Below are 17,717 nucleotides of genomic sequence, written 5' to 3' on the forward strand. Positions count from 1 at the left end.
GCGATTCGGGAGCCCAATGCACAGAACCCCTCACGCTCAGTTCAACCTGGGATCGGCCCGCGCGGACCGGGCGCGCGCGCCCGTCCGGGAGCCGCCGTGGGCGTTCTCCACCGTCAGCCGCACGGTGGTGCCCGCCGCGCCGGTGCGGATGTCCACCCGCGAGCACAGCAGCCGCACCGCCCACAGCCCGAGGCGGCCGGGGACGCCGGGCGGCGGCGGGACGAACCCGTACCAGGACTCCTCCGGCCACCGGCCGCCGTCGGAGATCTCGCAGACGCACGCGCCGCCCGGCTCCGTCCACATGCGGAGCGTGATCGGCGGGGAGCCGTGCCGCTCGGCGTTGGTGACGACCTCGGTGACGGCGACCAGCAGGCGCTGCAGCGGCTCGTCGGGCGTCCGGGCGACGCGCCGCGCCCAGTCCGACACGTACGCGCGAATCCAGTACAGGTCGGGCCGCGCGATGGACAGCGCGTCGGCGGACGCGGGCGGGAGCGGCAGCGGCTCGCTGTCGCAGCGGTCGTTGTAGGCGTGCGGTTCCAGGTACCCGGGCGTGGGGACGGCGCGCTCGCCGCGGACGGTCTCGGGATGGGTGCGGCGCGCGTCCGCGACGACGGCGGGCGGCGTGCTGCGCACCGGGTACGGGCACAGGATCGCCGCGCCGGTCCGCGCGAACGCGACGTTGCAGATCGCCTCCGCGCGCTGCCACTCGCGGACCTCGCCGTCCGGGCGGCGCGTCCAGGCGGGCTCGGCCAGCAGCCGCAGGCGGCCGCCGCGTCCGGCCTCGGCGTCGGCGTCGGCCAGGGCGGACGCGAACGTCCGGGCCGGGTGCGCGTACCAGGAGGCCGCGTCCCGGAACTCGACGCGGTCGGCGGCCGCGCCCAGTTCGCCCTGGAGCAGGACGCGGGTGGCCAGGCCGGTGACGGCGACGACGCGGTCGGCGGCGCGCAGGCCGCCCCGCAGGAACGGGACGGCGGCGGCGAGGAGTTCGCCCGCGTCGTCGTAGGGCAGCAGCCGGTGGGAGAACGGTGCGGCGGGGCGCGTGGTCGGGGGTGGCGGGACGGGGTCGGTGTCGGGCTCGCTCACGGGATGCCTGCCTGCGGTCGATCCGGACGCTCGAATCCGACCACCCTAAGCCGCCGCGCCGCCGCGCGCCGGGGCCTCGGCGCAGTTGCCGCGCGGGGACGGGCCGCGCGGCCACAACCGGCCGCGCGGGGCCGGGACCGGTGCGGGCGGGGGGATTCGAACCCCCACGATGTCGCCATCAACAGGACCTAAACCTGCCGCGTATGCCATTTCGCCACGCCCGCGTGGGGTGGGGACGGCGCCCCACCGGTTCGGTCAGATCGCGAGGTCGCGGCGGAGGCGTTCGACGTGGCCGGTGGCCTTCACGTTGTAGTACGCGTGCTCGATCTTCCCGTCCGCGGAGATCAGGAACGTCGAGCGGATGACGCCGACGACCGTCTTGCCGTACAGCTTCTTCTCGCCGTACGCGCCGTACGCCTTGAGCACCTCGGCGTCCGGGTCGGACAGGAGCGGGAACGTCAGCCCCTCCTTCTCCCGGAACTTGGCGAGCTTGGCGGGCGCGTCGGGCGACACCCCGACGACGGTGACCCCGGCGGCCTCCAGCTCCCCGAGGCTCCCCTGGAAGTCGACGGACTCCTTGGTGCAGCCGGGCGTCATCGCGGCGGGGTAGAAGTACAGCACGACCCGCCGTCCCCGCAGCGAGTCGAGGGAGACGGGCTTCCCATCGGCATCGGGCAGCTCGAACCCGGGCGCGTCGTCCCCCGCCTGCAGTCGCTCGCTCACCGTTTCCCCTTCCGAACCCAGAGGACACCCACCGTACCGGCCCCGAGCCGAAGAAACCGCAGCGAACGAGAACGCAGAGCCCCCACCCGCAGGCGAGCGAGCAGAGCCAAGAAGGACACCAGCCGAAAACCCGCGTAGAGAAAACCGAAGCCTGTCGCGGGGAACCCCCGAAGCGAAGCGAAGCGAAGCAAGCGAGGCCGCCCCCGCGAACGGCGAGCAACCGAAGGGGGTGACCACCCCAAGGGGCGGGCACGACAGGGGTCTACACCCGAACAACAACGGAAACCACGGGGGGTTGCCCGGCGGGCGCACGGCCGCGAGCCGCCAGGCGAGCGGCCGGGCGGCCGCAGCGCGGAGGATGCACCGGAACGGAGCGCCAGCGGAGTGAGGATGCATGCTCCGCGCCGCGGGGGGTGTGGGGGGTCGTCCCCCCACAATGAAATGAGACACTGGCCCGATCATGCGTCGCGCAGGCTTGAACGAGTGAGGAACACCGTATGGCTGACAGGTCCCGCGACCCGGAGGCGTTGGAGAGGGAGATCGAGCGTGCCCGCGCGGAGCTGGCGCGCACGATCGACGTCCTGGCGGACCGGGTCAACCCGCGCAATGTCGCGCAGCGCGGTGCCGACCGCCTGAAGGAGGAGGCCGGTCAGGTCGCCCGGACGGTCCAGGCCATGATCGCGCCGCCGGGCGAGGACGGCGAGCCCGGGGAGGTCGACCGCCGCCTGGTGTACGGCGCGGTCGGTGTGGGGGTGGCGCTGACGGTCCTGGTCGTCTGGCGCCGCAAGCGCCGCAGGTAGCGACAGTCCGCGAGCGGGCGCCGATCGGGATTCCCGGTCGGCGCCCGCTCGCGTCCGTGCCCCGCTCGCGTCCGTGCCCGCTCGCGTCCGCCGCGCGCGGCGGACACGGACCTGGCCTGGCCTGGCCGGACCGGCCGGGCAGGCGGGTCGGGTCGCGCGGCCCGACCCGGACGCGCTGGTCGTGCGCCCGGCGCGCGCGGGCGGGAACGCGCCGTCAGGTGAACTGGGGCAGGTGCTCCCGGTGGGCGGCGAGGCCGTCGTCGAGGATCGCCTCGGCGGCGCGTTTGCCGGGGACGAACGGGTGCGCCAGGAGCGCCTGGAGCGCGAGGCGGCGGTCGCCGGCGACGGCGGCGTCGGCGGCGAGCCGCTCGTAGCCGTGGATGGCCTGGGTGAGGCCGCGGACGGGCCGGGGCAGCGCGCCCATCGTCAGCGGCACGGGCCCGGCGCGGCCGACGATCGCGGGGACCTCGACGATCGCGTCGTCCGGCAGCGAGGACACCGCGCCGCCGTTGCGGGTGTTGACGATCATGCGGCGGCCCTCGTCGCGTTCGAGCGCGCAGATCACGTCCACCGCGAACTCGCCGTGCTCCCCGCCGCCGCGCTCGCGGCTCGGGTCGGGGTCGGGGCGCTCGGCCTCGGCGGCGACGCCCGCGTAGTAGTCCGGCAGCATCGCCATGATGTCCTGCGCGCGGGTGGTGCCCTTCTCGCGCAGCTCCGCGACGACCTCGTCGTGGAAGAAGTAGTACTTGGCGTACGAGTTCGGCAGGAACCCGAGGATCTTCGCCAGTTCCGCCATCCGGGCCGGGTCGCGCCACGGCGTCGCCCCGCCGCCGGGCACCTCCAGCGCGTCCAGCAGCGCGGGCAGGTCGAGCGGGCGGCCGTCGAGCCGGACGCGCTCGGCCCAGGTGGCGTGGTTGAGCCCCGTCCAGTCCGCCTCGAGGCGGTCGGCGGGCAGGCCGAGCAGGTCCGCCCACATCTCGGTGTCGCCGACGCTCTGGTCGCACAGCCCGATGATCCGCGCGCCGGTCGCGCGGGACACGGCGTCGGTGACGATGTTCGTCGGGTTGGTGTAGTTGACGATCCACGCGGCCGGGTCCGCGAGCGCGGCGATCTCCAGCAGCACCGGGACGGACCGCAGCGCCATCAGCAGCCCGCCCGGCCCGGCCGTCTCCTGCCCGACGACGCCGTGCCGCAGCGGAATGGACTCGTCCAGGTGCCGCGCGGCGAGCCCGCCGGGCCGGAACGTGGTGAACACGTACGCGGCCCCGTCGAGCGCGGCCTTGAGGTCGGTGCGGGCGGTGACGGTGAACGCCGCCCCGCGCGCCGCGAACATGCGGGCGGCGAGCCGGGACATGACGTCCAGGTGGGCGGCGTCGATGTCGTGGCAGGCGATCTCGGCGCCGGGCAGGTCGGCGGCGCGGTGCAGCAGGCCCCGGACGATGCCGGGCATGTACCCGCTGCCCGCCCCGATGACGGCGATCTTCACGGCGGGACGTCCTCTCAGCGGAGCGTGGGCTCGGCGCGGTGGGCGGCGCGGCCGGAGTCGCCCCCGGCGGCGGTGATGTGCGGGACGACGAACGCGTACTCGGCCATGACGTCGGGCGGGACCTCCCCGGACTCCCCGAACGCGGCGATCTCGCTCCAGCAGGGCGCGCCGAGCGAGCCGCTGTGGTGCCGGACCGACAGGCCCGCGCACAGGTTCGCGAACCGGAGCCGCCGGTCGAGCGGGAACCCGGCGAGCGTCCCGTAGACGAACCCGGCGGCGAACACGTCGCCGGCGCCGGTCGGGTCGAGGGCGCGGACGGGCAGCGCGGGCGCGGCGGCGCGCTCCCCGGTGCGCGAGTCGACGGCGATGGCGCCCTGCTCGCCGCGTTTGACGACGACGACCGGGACGCGTTCGGCGAGCGCGTCCAGCGCGGCCTCGGGCGTCGGGGTGCGGGTGTAGGCCATCGCCTCGACGGCGTTGGGCAGGAAGACGTCCACGTCCGCGAGCCGGTCCAGGACGGCGGTGGACCAGGTCTCGGTCGGGTCCCAGCCGAGGTCGGCGAAGACCAGCGCGCCCGCCGCGCGCAGCGCGAGCGCCCACGCGGGCAGCGGCCGGTCGACGTCGACGAAGCAGGTCGCGGCGGGCGGCGGCGCGGCGAGCAGGTCGGGCAACCCGTGGTCGGGCAACCCGTGGTCGGAGAGCCCGTCGGACGGCGCGGGCAGCGGCCGCTGGTAGGTGATCATGCTGCGGTCGGCGGCGTGCGCCAGCGACACCGTGACGGGCGTCGGCCACGACGGGACGCGCCGCGACCAGCGCAGGTCCACCGCCTCCTGCTCGGCCAGCGTGCGCCACAGGTACGTGCCGAACAGGTCGTCCCCGAACGGCGCGGCCAGCCCGGTGCGCAGCCCGAGGCGGCTCATCGCGACGGCGATGTTGGCGACGCCGCCGGGCGCGGAGCCGAGCCCGTCGGTGACCAGCTCGGTGCCGGGCTGCGGGAGCCGGGGCAGCCCGGTGAAGATCATGTCCATGAAGACCTGGCCGGTGAGGAACACGTCCAGGGCGCCTTCGGCGCGGCGGGCGCGGGGGACCGGCCCGTCGCCGCGGCAGGGTTCGGCGGGGGGCGGGGACGTCATCGCGGACCGGCCCGGTCGGCCTGGGCGTCGCTCATACGGGCCAACCTAGCCGCTCGGTCGGACGGAACGCGGCGTCAGCGCGGAGCCCGGCTCACAGGAACGTCTTCCCCTCGCCCCGGTAGGTGGGAACGGTACGCACGAGCCGGTCGCCGTCGATGAGGTGCAGGTCGGCGAACCGCTCGCACAGCTCGCCCGCCTTGGTGTGCCGGAACCAGACGCGGTCCCCGAGGGACAGCAGGTCGGCGGTCGCGCCGAGCAGCGGCGTCTGGACCTCGCCCGCGCCCTCGTTGGCGTCGTAGGACAGCCCGGTCGGCAGGTACGGCTGCGGGAGCCGGAGCGCGTCGGCGGGCCCGGACGCCAGGTAGCCGCCGCCGAGCACGGTCGCGACGCCGGGCGCGGGCCGCCGGACGACGGGCAGCGCGAACAGCGCGGCGGGCCGCCCCCGGAAGTTGGAGTAGTAGTCGAACAGGTGCGGCTGGTAGAGCCCGGACCCGGCGGCGATCTCGGTGACGGCCTTCTCGGCGGCGGTGGTCTCGACGCTGCCGGTTCCGCCGCCGTTGACGAAGTCCAGCTCCGCGACCTCGCGGACGGCGGCGACGATCTCCCCGCGCCGCCGCGCCAGCTCGACCCGGGACCGCCGCTGCATGGCGTGGATGACGCGGGCGCGCGCGGGCCGTCCGGGCGGCAGGTCCCCGACGCCCGCGATCTGCGACTCGTACGCCATGAGCCCGGCGAGCCGCAGCCCGCGCCGCCGCCCGATCTCCTCGGCGAGTTCCCGGACCTGCGCGGGCGTCCGCAGCGGCGACCGCAGCGCGCCGACGCGCACGCGCCCGCCGAGCGGCCGGTAGGACGCGTCGATGTCGACGCACAGCCGGACGGTCGCGCCGCCCGCCGCCGCCTTCTCGATGAGGTCGAGGTGCGCGGCGGAGTCCACCATGAGCGTGATCGCGCGCGCGGCGGCCTCGTCGGCGGCGAGTTCGGCGAGCGCGGTGCGGTCGGCGGTGGGGTAGGCGACGAGGATGTCGTCGCTGACGCCCTCGCGGGCCAGCCACAGCGCCTCGGGGAGCGTGAACGCCATGATCCCGGCGAAGCCGTCCGTCGCCAGGACCTCCGCCAGCACGGCCCGGCACCGCACGGACTTGCTGGCCACGCGGATCGGCTTGCCGCCCGCGCGCCGGACGAGGTCGGCCGCGTTGGCGCGCAGCGCGGACAGGTCCACGACGGCGAAGGGGGCTTCGAGGGAGGCCGTGGCGGCGTCGTACCGCTCCCGGAGGTTCATGCCGTTCACATTGCCATAGAACGACCTAATGTGAAAAGTCTTCACGTCGGGTGGGTCAGGAGCGGGGATGGTCCTTGAAGAAGTCCCACAGCGTCTGGCTGGCCCCGGCGGGCCACTGGTGGCGGCCGCCGTCGATCTTGCAGAACGTGACCTCGACGCCGCCGTCGCCCTTGCCGGTCGCCTCGCAGTCCGCGCCGGTCGTCTCGGCCTTCACGCGCTCGTGCGGATCGGGCAGGCCCGCCTTCTCTCGCCAGAACTTCACCGCGTCCTTCACCGGCGGGAAGCCGCGCGAGTCGTTGATGTCGCGTCTGCCGCCGCCGTTGAACGGCACGTTCTTGTCGGCCGTGCCGTGGAAGATCATCGCGGAGACGGGCCGGGACGGGTCGCACTTGGTCACCAGCGAGCCCTCGACGACGCCGATCGCGGCGATCTTGTCGGCCTTCTCGCAGGCCATCCGGTACGCCATGCCCGCGCCGTTGGAGAACCCCGTCACGTAGACGCGCTTGGGATCGACCAGTCCGGTCTCGTTGAGCTTGTCGATGAGCTTGCTGAGGAAGTCGACGTCCTTGATCTTGCCGATCTTGGCCGCGCCGCAGCAGTCGCCCGCGTTCCACGTCATCATGAACCCGTCCGGGTAGACGGCGAGGAACCCGTGCTCGTCGGCCAGCCGGTCGAACCCGGTCAGCTTCTCCATCTGCCCCATGTTCGCGACGCCGCCGTGCAGCGCGAGGACGACCGGCAGCCGCTCCTTCAGCCGCCCGTCCTTCCACTCGCCCTTGGCGACCTTCGGCGGGACGTGGACCAGGTACTCGCGGTGCCCGAACCCGCCGACGTCCAGCTTCTCCTTGTACGTGCCGGTCTTGGTGGAGATGCCGTCCACGGTCGCGGGCGGCTTCGTCGTCGTCCCGCCGCCGCCCCCGCCCTTGTCGGTGTCGCAGGCGGCGAGCGCGAGGACGAGCGTCAGCGCCACGAGGAGGGGGGCCGCCAGGAAGGTCCGGAGAAGTCGCCGCATGCAGCGAATTTAGCCGGTAATGGGGAGGTCAAACCAATGTCCGCCCTGGCCGTGGCCGCCGCGTAAGCTCGTACCCCACCCTGTAGGCACCCGAAGGCGACCCCTGTGAACGAGCGGCTGAACGAGTACGTGCTGACCCTCTCCTGCCCCGACCGGCCCGGCATCGTCGCGGCCGTGTCCGGGCAGCTCGCCGAGTGCGGCGCGAACATCCTGGAGAGCCAGCAGTTCGGCGACCGCGACACCGGGACGTTCTTCATGCGCGTCCAGTTCTCGTCCGCCGAGGAGGGCGAGGACGGGCTGCGCGACCGGCTCGGCATCCTCGGCACCGACTTCGCGGCCGACTGGCGGCTCTACCCCGCGTCCGCCCGCGAACGCGTCCTGATCATGGTGTCCAAGGACGGGAACTGCCTGAACGACCTGCTCTACCGGCAGCGCTCGGGCCTGCTCGACGTGGACGTCGTCGCCGTCGTGTCGAACCACCCGGACCTGCGCCCGCTCACGCAGTCCTACGGGATCGACTACCACCACCTGCCCGTCGCGCCCGGGGAGAAGGCCAAGCAGGAGGCCGAGGTGCTGACGCTGGTCGAGCACTACCGCGCCGACCTGGTCGTCCTCGCCCGCTACATGCAGATCCTGTCCGACGACTTCTGCGCCCGGCTGCCCGGCCGCGTCATCAACATCCACCACTCGTTCCTGCCGAGCTTCAAGGGCGCGCGGCCCTACCACCGGGCGCACGCGCGCGGCGTGAAGCTCATCGGCGCGACCGCGCACTACGTCACCGCCGACCTGGACGAGGGGCCGATCATCGAGCAGGAGGTCGAGCGCGTCGACCACACGCTCAGCCCGGAGGCGCTGGTCGCCGTCGGCCGGGACGTGGAGCGGATCGCGCTGGCCCGCGCGGTGCAGTGGCACGCCGAGCACCGGGTGCTGCTGAACGGCGTCCGCACCGTCGTGTTCCGCTGACCCCGGCCAGAACCCGCTTCCGCTGACGCGGAGTGACCGCCTGCGGCACGATGGGTGACGTGGGGCGGGGGACGGACGACACACGGGACGAGCGCGCGCTGATCATCGAGCTGCTCGACGATCTGGCCGGGCGGCAGCGGGCGCGGCGGTTCGCCCGCCGCGAGTTCCGCGCGCGCCGCGCCTGGCTGTCGCTGGCGCTGGCCCTGCTGCTGGCGCTCGGCGCCGGGACTGTCGCGGTGGAGATCGTCGCGCGGGTCGCCGGGCGCCCGGCGGGGCTGCTGCCCGTCGCGGACGCCGTCGCGCTGCTGCGGACCGCCCGCTGGGGCGACCGGGGCGTCGGCGCGGCCGGGGTCGCGCTCGCCGCCGCCGGGGCCGCGCTGCTCGGGCTGAGCGCGCCGGGCCGCTGGCGGCTGCTGCCGGTCCGCTGCGGCGACGGGCGGCTGGCGGGCGGGGTGCGGCGGCGCGACGTGCGGCGCGTCCTGACCGGGGCGGCGCTCGGCGTCCACGGCGTCGAGCGGGCGCGGGTGCGGGTGCGCGGCGGCGCGGCGCGGCGGCGGGTCCGGGTCCGGGCGCGCACCGGATACCTGAACGTCGCCAACACCCCCGAGCTGATCGACGCGGCCGTCCGCGCGCGGCTGGCGGGCCTGGACCTGATGGGCGACGCGGCGGTGGACGTCCGGGTGACGTGCCGGAACGGCTGAGGGGGCGGCATGGACGGTGGCATCCGGGTCGGGACGGCCGCGGCGGGCGGGACGCTGGTGCTCTGCGCGGCGGCGCTGCTCGGCGCGGACGCGGTGGAGGCGGTGCTCGCCGGGGTCCGCGCGGGCGCGCACGGGACGCGGGCGGCGGCCGATCCCGTCCTCGCGCCGTCCGTCGTGCGGTACGCGGCGCGGCACGGCTGGTTCTGGCCCGCCGTCGCGGGCGTCGCGGAGCTGGTCGCGCTGGCGGGGGCGGTCGGGGCGCTGCGGACGGTCCGCGCGGCGGTGCTGCGCCGCCGGAACGCGCTGGACGGTCCGTCGCGGATGCTCGTCCGCGCGGCGGCGATCGACCTGCGGCGGGACGTCCTGGCCGTGCCGGGCGTCCGCGACCTGCGGTTCGCGCTGACCGGGACGCGCCGCGCGCCCCGGCTGGCGCTGACCGTCGCCTGCCCCGCCGACGCCCCGCTCGGCGCGCTGCTCGCGGCGCTCGGGGACGGTCCCGTCGAGCGGTTCCGGCGGGCGGCGGACCTGCCCGCGCTCGCGGCCGTCGTCCGGTTCCGCCCGGGGGCCGCCGCGCTGCGCCGGGGTTTCGTCGCGCGGCGGCGGGTAGGGGAGCCCCCGCACATGGACATCCAGCATCGGGAGGATCGCTGTGAGTGACCTCGGGAACAGGGCGGACGAGGCCAAGGGCAAGGCCAAGGAGACCGCCGGCAAGGCGACCGGCGACCGTGAGCTGGAAGGCGAGGGCAAGGGCGACAAGATGGGCGCCAAGGCCCAGGGCGCGATGGACGACATGAAGGAGAAGGCGTCGGACGCGGCCGAGAAGATGAAGGGCATGTTCGGCTCCCGGAAGTGATTCCGCAGCCCGGCGGTGGGCCGGTGGCGCGCGACGCCACCGGCCCACCGTTTTTTTGCGGCAAAAAGGGATTGAAAAGGTATTTTGCGCGATAAGGCGGTTACGCCCCTCGGCGCCCGTGTATTAGTCCGGGTATCGACCGAAAAGGGGGAACTGCCGTGAGCCAGGAGAACGGACAGGCGGGCCGAGGCGGGACCGGGACGCTGTCCCGCCCGGATTCCAGCCGGGCGCACTCGGACGGGGCGCTGGTCACCGACCAGGGCCGCACGACGATCGCCGACGACGTCGTCGCCAAGGTCGCCGGGATGGCGGCCCGCGAGATCGGCGGCGTCCACGCGATGGGCGCGGGCATGGCGCGCACCTTCGGCTCGGTCCGCGAGCGGCTGCCCGGCGGCGGCGGGACCGACGCCACGCAGGGCGTGTCGGTGCAGGTCGGGGAGAAGCAGGCCGCCGTCGACATCGACCTCGTCGTCGAGTACGGCGCGGCGATCCCGGACCTGTCCTCGGCGGTCCGCGACAACGTGACCGACCGGGTCCAGCACATCACCGGGCTGGAGGTCGTCGAGGTGAACATCACCGTGGACGACATCCACCTCCCGGGCGAGGACGACGGGAACGGGCAGGGCTCGGGCGGCTCGTCGGGTGGATCGTGAGCCGCGCGACCGCGACCGATACCGGTCGGGCGACGGCGCGCGTCCAGCACGCCGCCGAGCGGGCGGACGAGCGGGCCGAGGCGCACGCGCGCGGCGAGGACAGGGGCGAGGACAAGGCGCGCGCGGGACCGGCGGCCGGTGACCGGGAATCCCGCCCGAGCGACCTGGACACCGCGCGCCGCGTCGCGGACGCGGCGCGGTCCGTCGCCGGGGTGGCGGACCTGACCGCCGGGCCGCACGGCCGGATCGTCACGTTCCGCGTGGGGCCGCCGCTGCCGGGCGTCGCCGTCCGGGCGGACGCGGTGGAGATCGGCGTGGTCGCCCGGCCGGACCGGCCGCTGCCGCGCCTGGCCGCCGACGTCCGCGCCGCCGCGCGCCCGCACGCCGGGGGCCGCCGGGTGGACGTGCTGGTCGCGGACGTGCTGGTCGCGGACGTGCGGGTCGAGGACGCGCGGGTCGAGCACAGCGAGGAGGGGCGATGAACCGGAAGGTGTGGCCCGTCGTGGGCCTGGCATGGGGGACGGCGCTCGGGTTCGCCGGGGCGCTCGGCGGCTTTGGAACGTTCCTGATCGTGCTGCTGCTCAGCGCGATCGGGTTCCTGGCCGGCCGCGTCCTCTCGGGCGAGACCGACCTGAACGACGTCGGCGACACCGTCGCGTCCTTCGGCCGCAGGTCGTCGTCATGAGCGGGGACGGCGGGGAGGAGCGCGGCGTGACCGTCATCGCGGACCGCGTCCTCGCGCGGCTCGCCGAGTACGGCGCGCGCCGCGCCGACGCGACCGGCGCGATGGACCGCAGCGTCCTCGGCGTCCCGCTCGGGCGGCGTGCCGCGAAGGCGTCGGTGGACGTGCAGGGGCACGTCGCGGAGGTCCGCGTCGAGATCGCCGTGCGGTACCCCGAACCGGTGCGCCGCGTCGCCAGCGGCGTCCGGGACCGGGTGCGGCACGAGATCGAGGACGCGACGGGCTACCGCGTCCGGCAGGTCGACGTGGTCGTCGCCGCGCTGGACCGGACGCCGCCGCGCGCCGAACGCGAACCGGCGGGGGTGGCGTGACGATGGCGTCCTCGCACGCGGGACGGCTGCCCGGCTCGGCGGGCGCGCGGCCGGGGGGCCGCGCCGACCGCCGCGCCCGGCACGCGTTCCGCACCCGGCGCGCGTGGCCGGCGCTGATCGCGGCCGCGCTGCTGACGGCCGTCGGCGCGCTCGTGGCGATCGAGGCGATCTCGGCGCTGGCGGGCAGCCCGGCGAAGGTCGTCCCGTACGAGAGCGTGGCGTCGTGGCTGCGGCGGACGTCGTGGAGCGCGCTCGCCGCGCTGGCGATCTCCGGCGTGATCGCGCTGCTGGGCCTGGTCGCGCTGCTGGCGGCGGCGATGCCGGGCCGCGTCCGGCTCGTCCCGCTGCACGGCGACGACCCGGACCTGCTCGTCGGCGTGACGCGCGGCGGGCTGCGCGGCGCGGCGGCGTCGGCGGCGCGGACGGTGGACGGGATCAGCGGCGTGAAACGCGTGAAGCTGCGCCGCCGCCGTCTCACCGTCACCGCCAAGACGCCGCTGCGGCAGGAGCACGACCTGGCGGACCGCGTCCGCGCGGCCGTCCAGGAGCGGCTGGACGAGCTGAACCCCGTGCCGCGCCGCAAGGTCCGCGTGAAGATCGACCGGAGGGAGTGACATGGACCGGCAGGGTGCCCGCCTCAACCGGCTCGCGCTGAGCCTGCTCGGCCTCGCGCTGCTGGCGCTCGGCGGCCTCGGGATCGCGCTCGGCCTGGGCGCGTTCGGGTCGAAGCGGGCGCACGAGGCGGTGCTGGGCGGCGGGACGCGGTCGTTCGCGTCGTCGCACGGCTGGTTCTGGTGGGTCGTGTCGGCCGTCGCGGTCGTCCTCGCGCTGCTCGGGCTGGCGTGGCTGTTCGTGCAGGGCCGCCGCGACCGCGTGGGGGACCTCGCGCTGGAGCCCGACGCCGAGCACGGCACGACGCGGCTGTCGGCGAAGGCCGTGACGGACGCGCTGCGCGACGAGATCGGCGACTACCCGGGCGTCCGGGGCGTGGGCGCGCGGCTGGGCGGCTCGTCGCGGCGGCCCCGGCTGTTCCTCAACGTCGCGTACTCGCGGGACGCGGACCTGGAGGGGCTGCGCCGCCGCGTGACGGGCCAGGCGCTGGCCCGGCTCCGGTCGGCCCTGGAGCGCGACTCGCTGCCCGCCGTGGTCCGGCTGCGGCTGGTCGGCGGCGACGACGCCCGCACGGTGCTCTGAGCCTTTGTCGGTGCTTGATCGCCGTTTGGGGGCTTACGGCAATGTGCTCCGTTAATGTCTGAAATGAACGTTCTGCCGGGGGAACGAAGGGAGGACAGGCCGCCGGAGCCGCACCGACGAACGGCTCCGAGGCGCACCCGAATGCGCCGAACCCCGCCGGATTCCATCGCTGGTCCGGCGAATCCGGGCACCGACCCCGTCCACTGATCGGTCCCGGGCGCGAAGGCCGCGGCTCGCACCGCCGCGGCCTTTCCGCGTGCGCGCGGACGGACAGAAAACACTCAGACTGCGTCCACCTGGCCTGGAGCTTCGGGCGGCACCGTGAACCGTGTCGCCGCTCGGAACCAGGGAGAACTCGCGTTGGACTCGTCCCTCCGGCGCGGCGCGTCCCGTGCGGCGCTCTGGATCGGCCTGGCGCTGCTCGCGGCGCCGCCCGCCGCCGCGCTGCTCGCCCCCGGGCCCGAGTTCAAGCACGGGTCGCCCGCCGCGCCCGCCCGCGAGCAGCACGCCGCACGGGGCCTGGTCGTCGGCGGCCGGGGAAGCGGATGGCCCGGCTGGGGCCTCGCGCTCCCCGCCGCCGGCGTCCCGGTCGCCCAGGACCTCCGGCTCGACGGCGGCGACGCGCCCGGACCCGCGCTGGACCGCCGCGTCCGCGCCGTCCGCGCGGCGGGCGGCGCCCCCGTCGTCACGCTGCGCCCCGGCCCGCGCGCCGCCGCGCTGCCCGACCTCGCCGCCCGCGTCGCCCGGCGGTACCCCGAGGTGCGGCACTACGTCGTCGGGGAGGACACCGGCGCGCTCGACGCCGCCGCCTACACCGCCCTCTACAACAAGGTCTACGCGGCCCTGAAAGGCGTCGACCCCCGGCTGCGCGTCGGCGGACCCGCCGTCGCGATGGCCGACCGGCCGCCCGGCGGCGCCGCCACCGACGTCGGCGGCGCGTGGGGCGGCGTGGACCAGCGCGCGCTGGACGCCGTCCGGTACTGGCTCGGCCACAAGGCCGGGGCCGACTTCGTCGCCGTGGACGGCCCGCCGCCCGGCCCCGGCGACCCGTTCGCCGCACTCGGCCGCTACTCCGCCGTCACCCAGTGGCTCAGCGCGCAGAGCGACGGCGAGCTGCCCGTCTGGTGGACGGGCTGGAGCGCCCCGCCCGGCGCGGCGGCCCGCAGCGGCGCGGTACAGGCCGCCGCGCTCATCCGGTTCGTGCGCGGCGGCGCGACGTCCGCGCTGTACCGGCCGCCCGGCGGGCGCACCTCGGCGCGCGACCTGGCCGTCCTGCGCGCGTTCGGCCGCTGGTTCCCGCCCGGCACGCCGCTGCGGCGCGCCGCGTCCAGCGACCCCGCCGTGCTCGTCCTCGCGCAGCCGCGCGCGACCGTCGCCGTCAACACCGCCCCGCGCGCCGCCGTCTCCGTCGTGGACGGCGAACGCCTCGCCCTGCGCCCGTACGAGGTGCGCTGGATCACCGGGTGAGCGCCGCGCGATCCTTGGGTAGGGGCCGATGATCGACGACCGGCTGGAGGAAGACATGGTGGACCCGCGCGCCGGACGGACCGCGACCCGGACGGACCTCGTGGACGTGCCGCGCCTCGTCACCGCCTACTACACGCTGCACCCCGACCCGGCCGACCCGGCGCAGCGCGTCGCGTTCGGGACGTCCGGGCACCGCGGCTCCGCGCTCGACACCGCGTTCAACGAGCGCCACATCCTCGCCACGACCCAGGCGATCTGCGAGTACCGCGCGGCCCAGGGGATCGACGGGCCGCTGTTCCTCGGCGCGGACACCCACGCGCTGTCCGAGCCCGCGCGCGCGTCCGCGCTGGAAGTCCTCGCCGCCAACGACGTGACGGTCGTCGTGGACTCCCGCGACGGCTACACCCCGACCCCGGCGGTGTCCCACGCGATCCTCACCCGCAACCGGGGCCGCCGCTCGGGCATCGCGGACGGGATCGTCGTCACCCCGTCCCACAACCCGCCGCGCGACGGCGGCTTCAAGTACAACCCGCCGAACGGCGGCCCGGCGGGCACCGACGCGACGTCGTGGATCGAGGAGCGGGCCAACGCCATCATCGGCGGCGGCCTGCGCGACGTGCGGCGCGTGTCCTACGCGCGGGCGATGGACTGCGCGGAGCGGCACGACTTCCTGGACGCCTACGTCCGCGACCTCGGCTCGGTCGTCGACCTCGACGCCGTCCGCGCCGCCGGGGTCCGGATCGGCGCGGACCCGCTCGGCGGCGCGAGCGTCTTCTACTGGGGCGAGATCGCCGACCGGTACGGGCTCGACCTCACCGTCGTCAACCCCGACGTGGACCCGACCTGGCGGTTCATGACCCTCGACTGGGACGGCAAGATCCGCATGGACTGCTCGTCGCCGCACGCGATGGCGTCCCTGATCGGCAACCGCGCCGCCTACGACCTCGCGACCGGCAACGACGCCGACGCCGACCGGCACGGGATCGTCACGCCCGACGCGGGGCTGCTGAACCCCAACCACTACCTCGCCGTCGCCATCGCGCACCTGTTCGCGCACCGCCCCGACTGGCCCGCCGCCGCGGGCGTCGGGAAGACGCTCGTCAGCAGCGGCATGATCGACCGCGTCGCCGCCGACCTCGGCCGCCCGCTGGTGGAGGTGCCCGTCGGGTTCAAGTGGTTCGTCCCCGGCCTGCTCGACGGGTCGCTCGGGTTCGGCGGCGAGGAGAGCGCCGGGGCGTCGTTCCTGCGCCGCGACGGGTCGGTGTGGACGACCGACAAGGACGGGATCGTCCTCGCGCTGCTCGCCGCCGAGATCACCGCCGTCGCGGGCCGCAGCCCGAGCGAGCTGTACCGCGACCTCACCGCGAAGCACGGCGACCCCGCGTACGCCCGCATCGACGCGCCCGCCACGCCCGACGAGAAGGAACTGCTCAAGAAGCTGTCGCCGGACCAGGTCACGGTCGACACGCTCGCCGGGGACGCGATCACGTCCGTCCTCACCCGCGCGCCCGGCAACGACGCGCCGATCGGCGGGCTCAAGGTCGCGACGGACCGCGCGTGGTTCGCCGCCCGCCCCTCCGGCACCGAGGACGTCTACAAGATCTACGCCGAGTCGTTCGCCGGGCCCGACCACCTCGCGGCCGTGCAGGAGCAGGCGCGGGAGCTCGTCGCGGAGGTGCTGAACACCAACTAGCGGGGCTTCCCGGGCGTCCCAACGCCGGGTAGGTCCACCTCCCGGAAAGGGTAAAGGACGGCGGGGTTCGGTCCGCGCCGCGTCGCGCGCGCCTACGGTTTTGCCGTCCGAACCCCGCCTCGACCTGGGAGAACCATGAAGCGCCTCATCGCCGCCGCACTGCTGCCCGGATGCCTGCTGGCGTCCGGTTGCTCCTCGAATGCCTCGGCGAAGGACGCCACCGCCCACAAGGCGGCCGCGCAGGCCCCGGCGGCCCCGGCCGCCGAGCAGGCCCCGCACCCCGGCGCCAACACCGTGATCGCCGTCCGCAAGGACGGGCACAAGATCACCCGCGCCGAGTTCCTGAAGGCCGCCGCCAAGAGCAACAAGCGGCACCCGAAGGACCAGGCCGCCCAGGCGTGCAAGCTCGTCCGCAACGCCTTCCTCAAGAACGGCGGCAAGATCGCCGACGAGTCCGCCTTCGCCCGCACCTGCGTGGAAGCCTTCTCCAACGGCAAGTGAACCACCGCGGAGCGCCCCACCCGGGGCGCTCCGCGTTCCCATCCTCAGCGCGCGACGACCCGCAGCGCCTCGGCGATCTCCTTGACCTCCATCTGCGAGCCGGAGGCCGCGACGCGCAGGACGAGATCGAACGCCTCGTCGTCGGTCAGCTCCGGCCGCAGGCCGTTGAGCGCGAGCATGATGCGCGCCGCCGTCCAGCCCGTGCGCTTGTTGCCGTCCACGAACGCGTGGTTGCAGATGATCGAGTGCAGCAGCGCCGCGGCCTTCTCCTCGACGGCCGCGTAGGCTTCCGCGCCGAACGCGACCGTCGCCGGACGCATCGCGGCGGAGGCCACGAGACCGGCGTCGCGCACGGCCGCCGTGCCGCCCAGCGCCGCCGCGTTGATCTCGATGAGATCCTCGGCCGTGAGGTACTCGGTCATGTCTTCGACAGCCGGGTCAGCAGCTCGGCGTCCTCGGCCATCACCTCGGCCATCACCGAGCGGACGCGGGCGCGGTGCGCCTGCGCGCGCACCCGTTCCTCCACGGCCCTGATGATCTCCGTGTTGATCGAAACGTGCTCGGCCTCGGCCAGCGCCACCAGCGCGGCGTCCAACTCGTCGGGGATTCGGATGCTGCGGGTCGTCATACCAGAACGATACCAACGCCCGGTCGGCCGCTGGAAGGCGCCACAGCGCCGTACAGGGCCATTGTGAACTAAGAAGTCTCGGCCGGCTTCAAGTCGGTAAGCCGTTCCGAAACGGCTACCGCCGCACCTTCGGGCTCACGAATGCTGACGCTTCTACCCTCACCCCACCAATAGATGCCACAGGTAGCCGTGATCGCGACACCCGACCGGGGGGCATCCGGCAGCCAGGCACTGAGTACCGGCCGCTGATACTCGTCGGCCCTCGCCGAAGGCTTGTCCCTGTCGCCGAGGTGAATGGTCACATACTCCGTGAGCAACGTTGAAACGCCGCGCTCTTTGAGGAGCGGCACCAACTGCCTGAGCACATCCGCGTACGACTCGGCTTCCGCCTTCGTCACCGTTGGGAGAATCCTCGTGACGTCTCGCGTCTCCGTCCCCGACGTCGCCGTGAACCCGTTCGACATGCCCGCCCTTCCGTTCGTTCGGTAGGGCGAC

Annotated in this window: 23 protein-coding genes and 1 tRNA gene; 14 read left to right on the plus strand and 10 right to left on the minus strand. The window is 74.9% G+C overall.

What is annotated here, in order from left to right; genetic code table 11:
• Positions 1 to 36: 36 nt before the first annotated feature.
• The 3 genes from G339_RS0102130 to bcp all read right to left on the minus strand — a co-directional run bounded on the left by G339_RS0102130 (position 37) and on the right by bcp (position 1,806).
• A complete protein-coding gene (locus tag G339_RS0102130; protein WP_019629428.1) occupies positions 37 to 1,083 on the minus strand; it encodes a sensor histidine kinase in 1,047 nt (348 codons plus the stop codon).
• Between the two features lie 141 nt (positions 1,084 to 1,224).
• Positions 1,225 to 1,307: transfer RNA gene (locus G339_RS0102135), tRNA-Leu, on the minus strand.
• 31 nt (positions 1,308 to 1,338) lie between these two features.
• Positions 1,339 to 1,806: a thioredoxin-dependent thiol peroxidase gene (bcp, locus tag G339_RS0102140; protein WP_019629429.1), complete on the minus strand. Its 468-nt coding sequence runs from the start codon at positions 1,804 to 1,806 to the stop codon at positions 1,339 to 1,341.
• 497 nt (positions 1,807 to 2,303) lie between these two features.
• On the opposite strand from bcp, the gene G339_RS0102145 reads away from it, so the two are divergent.
• Complete coding sequence (locus G339_RS0102145; RefSeq protein WP_019629430.1) at positions 2,304 to 2,606, plus strand: DUF3618 domain-containing protein; 303 nt, start codon at positions 2,304 to 2,306, stop codon at positions 2,604 to 2,606.
• 214 nt (positions 2,607 to 2,820) lie between these two features.
• Here the strand turns inward: G339_RS0102145 and G339_RS0102150 are convergent, their stop codons facing one another.
• The 4 genes from G339_RS0102150 to G339_RS0102165 all read right to left on the minus strand — a co-directional run bounded on the left by G339_RS0102150 (position 2,821) and on the right by G339_RS0102165 (position 7,516).
• Positions 2,821 to 4,092 (minus strand): family 4 glycosyl hydrolase, encoded by a 1,272-nt coding sequence (locus G339_RS0102150; RefSeq protein WP_019629431.1) that lies wholly within the window; start codon positions 4,090 to 4,092, stop codon positions 2,821 to 2,823.
• 14 nt (positions 4,093 to 4,106) lie between these two features.
• Positions 4,107 to 5,225: a carbohydrate kinase family protein gene (locus G339_RS32260; protein ID WP_019629432.1), complete on the minus strand. Its 1,119-nt coding sequence runs from the start codon at positions 5,223 to 5,225 to the stop codon at positions 4,107 to 4,109.
• A 91-nt stretch (positions 5,226 to 5,316) separates the two neighbouring features.
• Positions 5,317 to 6,504: an amino acid deaminase/aldolase gene (locus tag G339_RS0102160; RefSeq protein ID WP_019629433.1), complete on the minus strand. Its 1,188-nt coding sequence runs from the start codon at positions 6,502 to 6,504 to the stop codon at positions 5,317 to 5,319.
• A 55-nt stretch (positions 6,505 to 6,559) separates the two neighbouring features.
• On the minus strand, positions 6,560 to 7,516 hold the full coding sequence (locus tag G339_RS0102165) for a CE1 family esterase (protein WP_019629434.1): 957 nt from the start codon (positions 7,514 to 7,516) through the stop codon (positions 6,560 to 6,562).
• 105 nt (positions 7,517 to 7,621) lie between these two features.
• Between G339_RS0102165 and purU the strand changes: the two genes are divergently transcribed.
• The 13 genes from purU to G339_RS0102230 all read left to right on the plus strand — a co-directional run bounded on the left by purU (position 7,622) and on the right by G339_RS0102230 (position 16,594).
• The gene (gene purU, locus G339_RS0102170) at positions 7,622 to 8,479 is read left to right on the plus strand and encodes a formyltetrahydrofolate deformylase (protein WP_019629435.1); all 858 of its coding nucleotides are present in this window, start codon (positions 7,622 to 7,624) and stop codon (positions 8,477 to 8,479) included.
• A 59-nt stretch (positions 8,480 to 8,538) separates the two neighbouring features.
• Positions 8,539 to 9,180 carry a DUF6286 domain-containing protein gene (locus G339_RS0102175; protein WP_019629436.1) on the plus strand — a complete coding sequence of 214 codons (642 nt, stop codon included), beginning with the start codon at positions 8,539 to 8,541 and terminating at the stop codon, positions 9,178 to 9,180.
• Between the two features lie 9 nt (positions 9,181 to 9,189).
• Entirely contained in the window at positions 9,190 to 9,837 is a 648-nt protein-coding gene (locus G339_RS36310; protein WP_019629437.1) for a hypothetical protein, read from the plus strand.
• Positions 9,830 to 10,033: a CsbD family protein gene (locus tag G339_RS0102185; RefSeq protein WP_019629438.1), complete on the plus strand. Its 204-nt coding sequence runs from the start codon at positions 9,830 to 9,832 to the stop codon at positions 10,031 to 10,033. The genes G339_RS36310 and G339_RS0102185 overlap by 8 nt, the downstream gene beginning before the upstream one ends.
• 158 nt (positions 10,034 to 10,191) lie before the next feature.
• Positions 10,192 to 10,686 carry an Asp23/Gls24 family envelope stress response protein gene (locus G339_RS0102190; protein ID WP_019629439.1) on the plus strand — a complete coding sequence of 165 codons (495 nt, stop codon included), beginning with the start codon at positions 10,192 to 10,194 and terminating at the stop codon, positions 10,684 to 10,686.
• On the plus strand, positions 10,683 to 11,168 hold the full coding sequence (locus G339_RS32270; RefSeq protein ID WP_019629440.1) for a hypothetical protein: 486 nt from the start codon (positions 10,683 to 10,685) through the stop codon (positions 11,166 to 11,168). The genes G339_RS0102190 and G339_RS32270 overlap by 4 nt, the downstream gene beginning before the upstream one ends.
• On the plus strand, positions 11,165 to 11,371 hold the full coding sequence (locus tag G339_RS0102200) for a hypothetical protein (protein WP_019629441.1): 207 nt from the start codon (positions 11,165 to 11,167) through the stop codon (positions 11,369 to 11,371). Before G339_RS32270 ends, G339_RS0102200 begins: the two co-directional genes overlap by 4 nt.
• Positions 11,368 to 11,739, plus strand: a complete 372-nt coding sequence (locus tag G339_RS0102205; protein WP_019629442.1) for an Asp23/Gls24 family envelope stress response protein — start codon at positions 11,368 to 11,370, stop codon at positions 11,737 to 11,739. Before G339_RS0102200 ends, G339_RS0102205 begins: the two co-directional genes overlap by 4 nt.
• Positions 11,740 to 11,741: 2 nt before the next feature.
• The gene (locus G339_RS0102210; RefSeq protein WP_033322046.1) at positions 11,742 to 12,353 is read left to right on the plus strand and encodes a DUF6286 domain-containing protein; all 612 of its coding nucleotides are present in this window, start codon (positions 11,742 to 11,744) and stop codon (positions 12,351 to 12,353) included.
• Position 12,354: 1 nt separating this feature from the next.
• A complete protein-coding gene (locus G339_RS0102215) occupies positions 12,355 to 12,933 on the plus strand; it encodes an alkaline shock response membrane anchor protein AmaP (protein ID WP_019629444.1) in 579 nt (192 codons plus the stop codon).
• Positions 12,934 to 13,293: 360 nt separating this feature from the next.
• Complete coding sequence (locus tag G339_RS38420; protein ID WP_019629445.1) at positions 13,294 to 14,400, plus strand: hypothetical protein; 1,107 nt, start codon at positions 13,294 to 13,296, stop codon at positions 14,398 to 14,400.
• Between the two features lie 28 nt (positions 14,401 to 14,428).
• Positions 14,429 to 16,093, plus strand: coding sequence for a phosphoglucomutase (alpha-D-glucose-1,6-bisphosphate-dependent) (gene pgm, locus G339_RS0102225; protein ID WP_019629446.1), 1,665 nt, complete (start codon positions 14,429 to 14,431; stop codon positions 16,091 to 16,093).
• A gap of 135 nt (positions 16,094 to 16,228) precedes the next feature.
• Positions 16,229 to 16,594 carry a hypothetical protein gene (locus G339_RS0102230; RefSeq protein WP_019629447.1) on the plus strand — a complete coding sequence of 122 codons (366 nt, stop codon included), beginning with the start codon at positions 16,229 to 16,231 and terminating at the stop codon, positions 16,592 to 16,594.
• 44 nt (positions 16,595 to 16,638) lie between these two features.
• Here the strand turns inward: G339_RS0102230 and G339_RS0102235 are convergent, their stop codons facing one another.
• From G339_RS0102235 to G339_RS0102245, 3 genes are all read right to left on the minus strand, one after another.
• Positions 16,639 to 17,016: a type II toxin-antitoxin system death-on-curing family toxin gene (locus G339_RS0102235; RefSeq protein ID WP_019629448.1), complete on the minus strand. Its 378-nt coding sequence runs from the start codon at positions 17,014 to 17,016 to the stop codon at positions 16,639 to 16,641.
• Positions 17,013 to 17,222 carry a toxin-antitoxin system HicB family antitoxin gene (locus G339_RS0102240; protein ID WP_019629449.1) on the minus strand — a complete coding sequence of 70 codons (210 nt, stop codon included), beginning with the start codon at positions 17,220 to 17,222 and terminating at the stop codon, positions 17,013 to 17,015. The genes G339_RS0102235 and G339_RS0102240 overlap by 4 nt, the downstream gene beginning before the upstream one ends.
• Positions 17,223 to 17,290: 68 nt before the next feature.
• Entirely contained in the window at positions 17,291 to 17,686 is a 396-nt protein-coding gene (locus G339_RS0102245) for a hypothetical protein (RefSeq protein WP_019629450.1), read from the minus strand.
• Positions 17,687 to 17,717: the final 31 nt, after the last annotated feature.

Origin of the sequence: Actinomadura atramentaria DSM 43919, assembly GCF_000381885.1 — a bacterium.
GTDB lineage: Bacteria > Actinomycetota > Actinomycetes > Streptosporangiales > Streptosporangiaceae > Spirillospora > Spirillospora atramentaria.

Bases quoted from the DNA above. Each gene is read 5' to 3' on its own strand.
- G339_RS0102245 (WP_019629450.1), bottom strand. From the start codon at position 17,686: ATGTCGAACGGGTTCACGGCGACGTCGGGGACGGAGACGCGAGACGTC.
- G339_RS32260 (WP_019629432.1), bottom strand. From the start codon at position 5,225: ATGACGTCCCCGCCCCCCGCCGAACCCTGCCGCGGCGACGGGCCGGTC.
- pgm (WP_019629446.1), top strand. From the start codon at position 14,429: ATGATCGACGACCGGCTGGAGGAAGACATGGTGGACCCGCGCGCCGGA.
- G339_RS0102210 (WP_033322046.1), top strand. From the start codon at position 11,742: ATGGCGTCCTCGCACGCGGGACGGCTGCCCGGCTCGGCGGGCGCGCGG.
- G339_RS0102235 (WP_019629448.1), bottom strand. From the start codon at position 17,016: ATGACCGAGTACCTCACGGCCGAGGATCTCATCGAGATCAACGCGGCG.
- G339_RS0102205 (WP_019629442.1), top strand. From the start codon at position 11,368: ATGAGCGGGGACGGCGGGGAGGAGCGCGGCGTGACCGTCATCGCGGAC.
- G339_RS0102240 (WP_019629449.1), bottom strand. From the start codon at position 17,222: ATGACGACCCGCAGCATCCGAATCCCCGACGAGTTGGACGCCGCGCTG.
- G339_RS36310 (WP_019629437.1), top strand. From the start codon at position 9,190: ATGGACGGTGGCATCCGGGTCGGGACGGCCGCGGCGGGCGGGACGCTG.
- G339_RS0102145 (WP_019629430.1), top strand. From the start codon at position 2,304: ATGGCTGACAGGTCCCGCGACCCGGAGGCGTTGGAGAGGGAGATCGAG.
- G339_RS0102215 (WP_019629444.1), top strand. From the start codon at position 12,355: ATGGACCGGCAGGGTGCCCGCCTCAACCGGCTCGCGCTGAGCCTGCTC.
- G339_RS0102200 (WP_019629441.1), top strand. From the start codon at position 11,165: ATGAACCGGAAGGTGTGGCCCGTCGTGGGCCTGGCATGGGGGACGGCG.
- G339_RS0102165 (WP_019629434.1), bottom strand. From the start codon at position 7,516: ATGCGGCGACTTCTCCGGACCTTCCTGGCGGCCCCCCTCCTCGTGGCG.
- G339_RS0102230 (WP_019629447.1), top strand. From the start codon at position 16,229: ATGAAGCGCCTCATCGCCGCCGCACTGCTGCCCGGATGCCTGCTGGCG.
- G339_RS0102160 (WP_019629433.1), bottom strand. From the start codon at position 6,504: ATGAACCTCCGGGAGCGGTACGACGCCGCCACGGCCTCCCTCGAAGCC.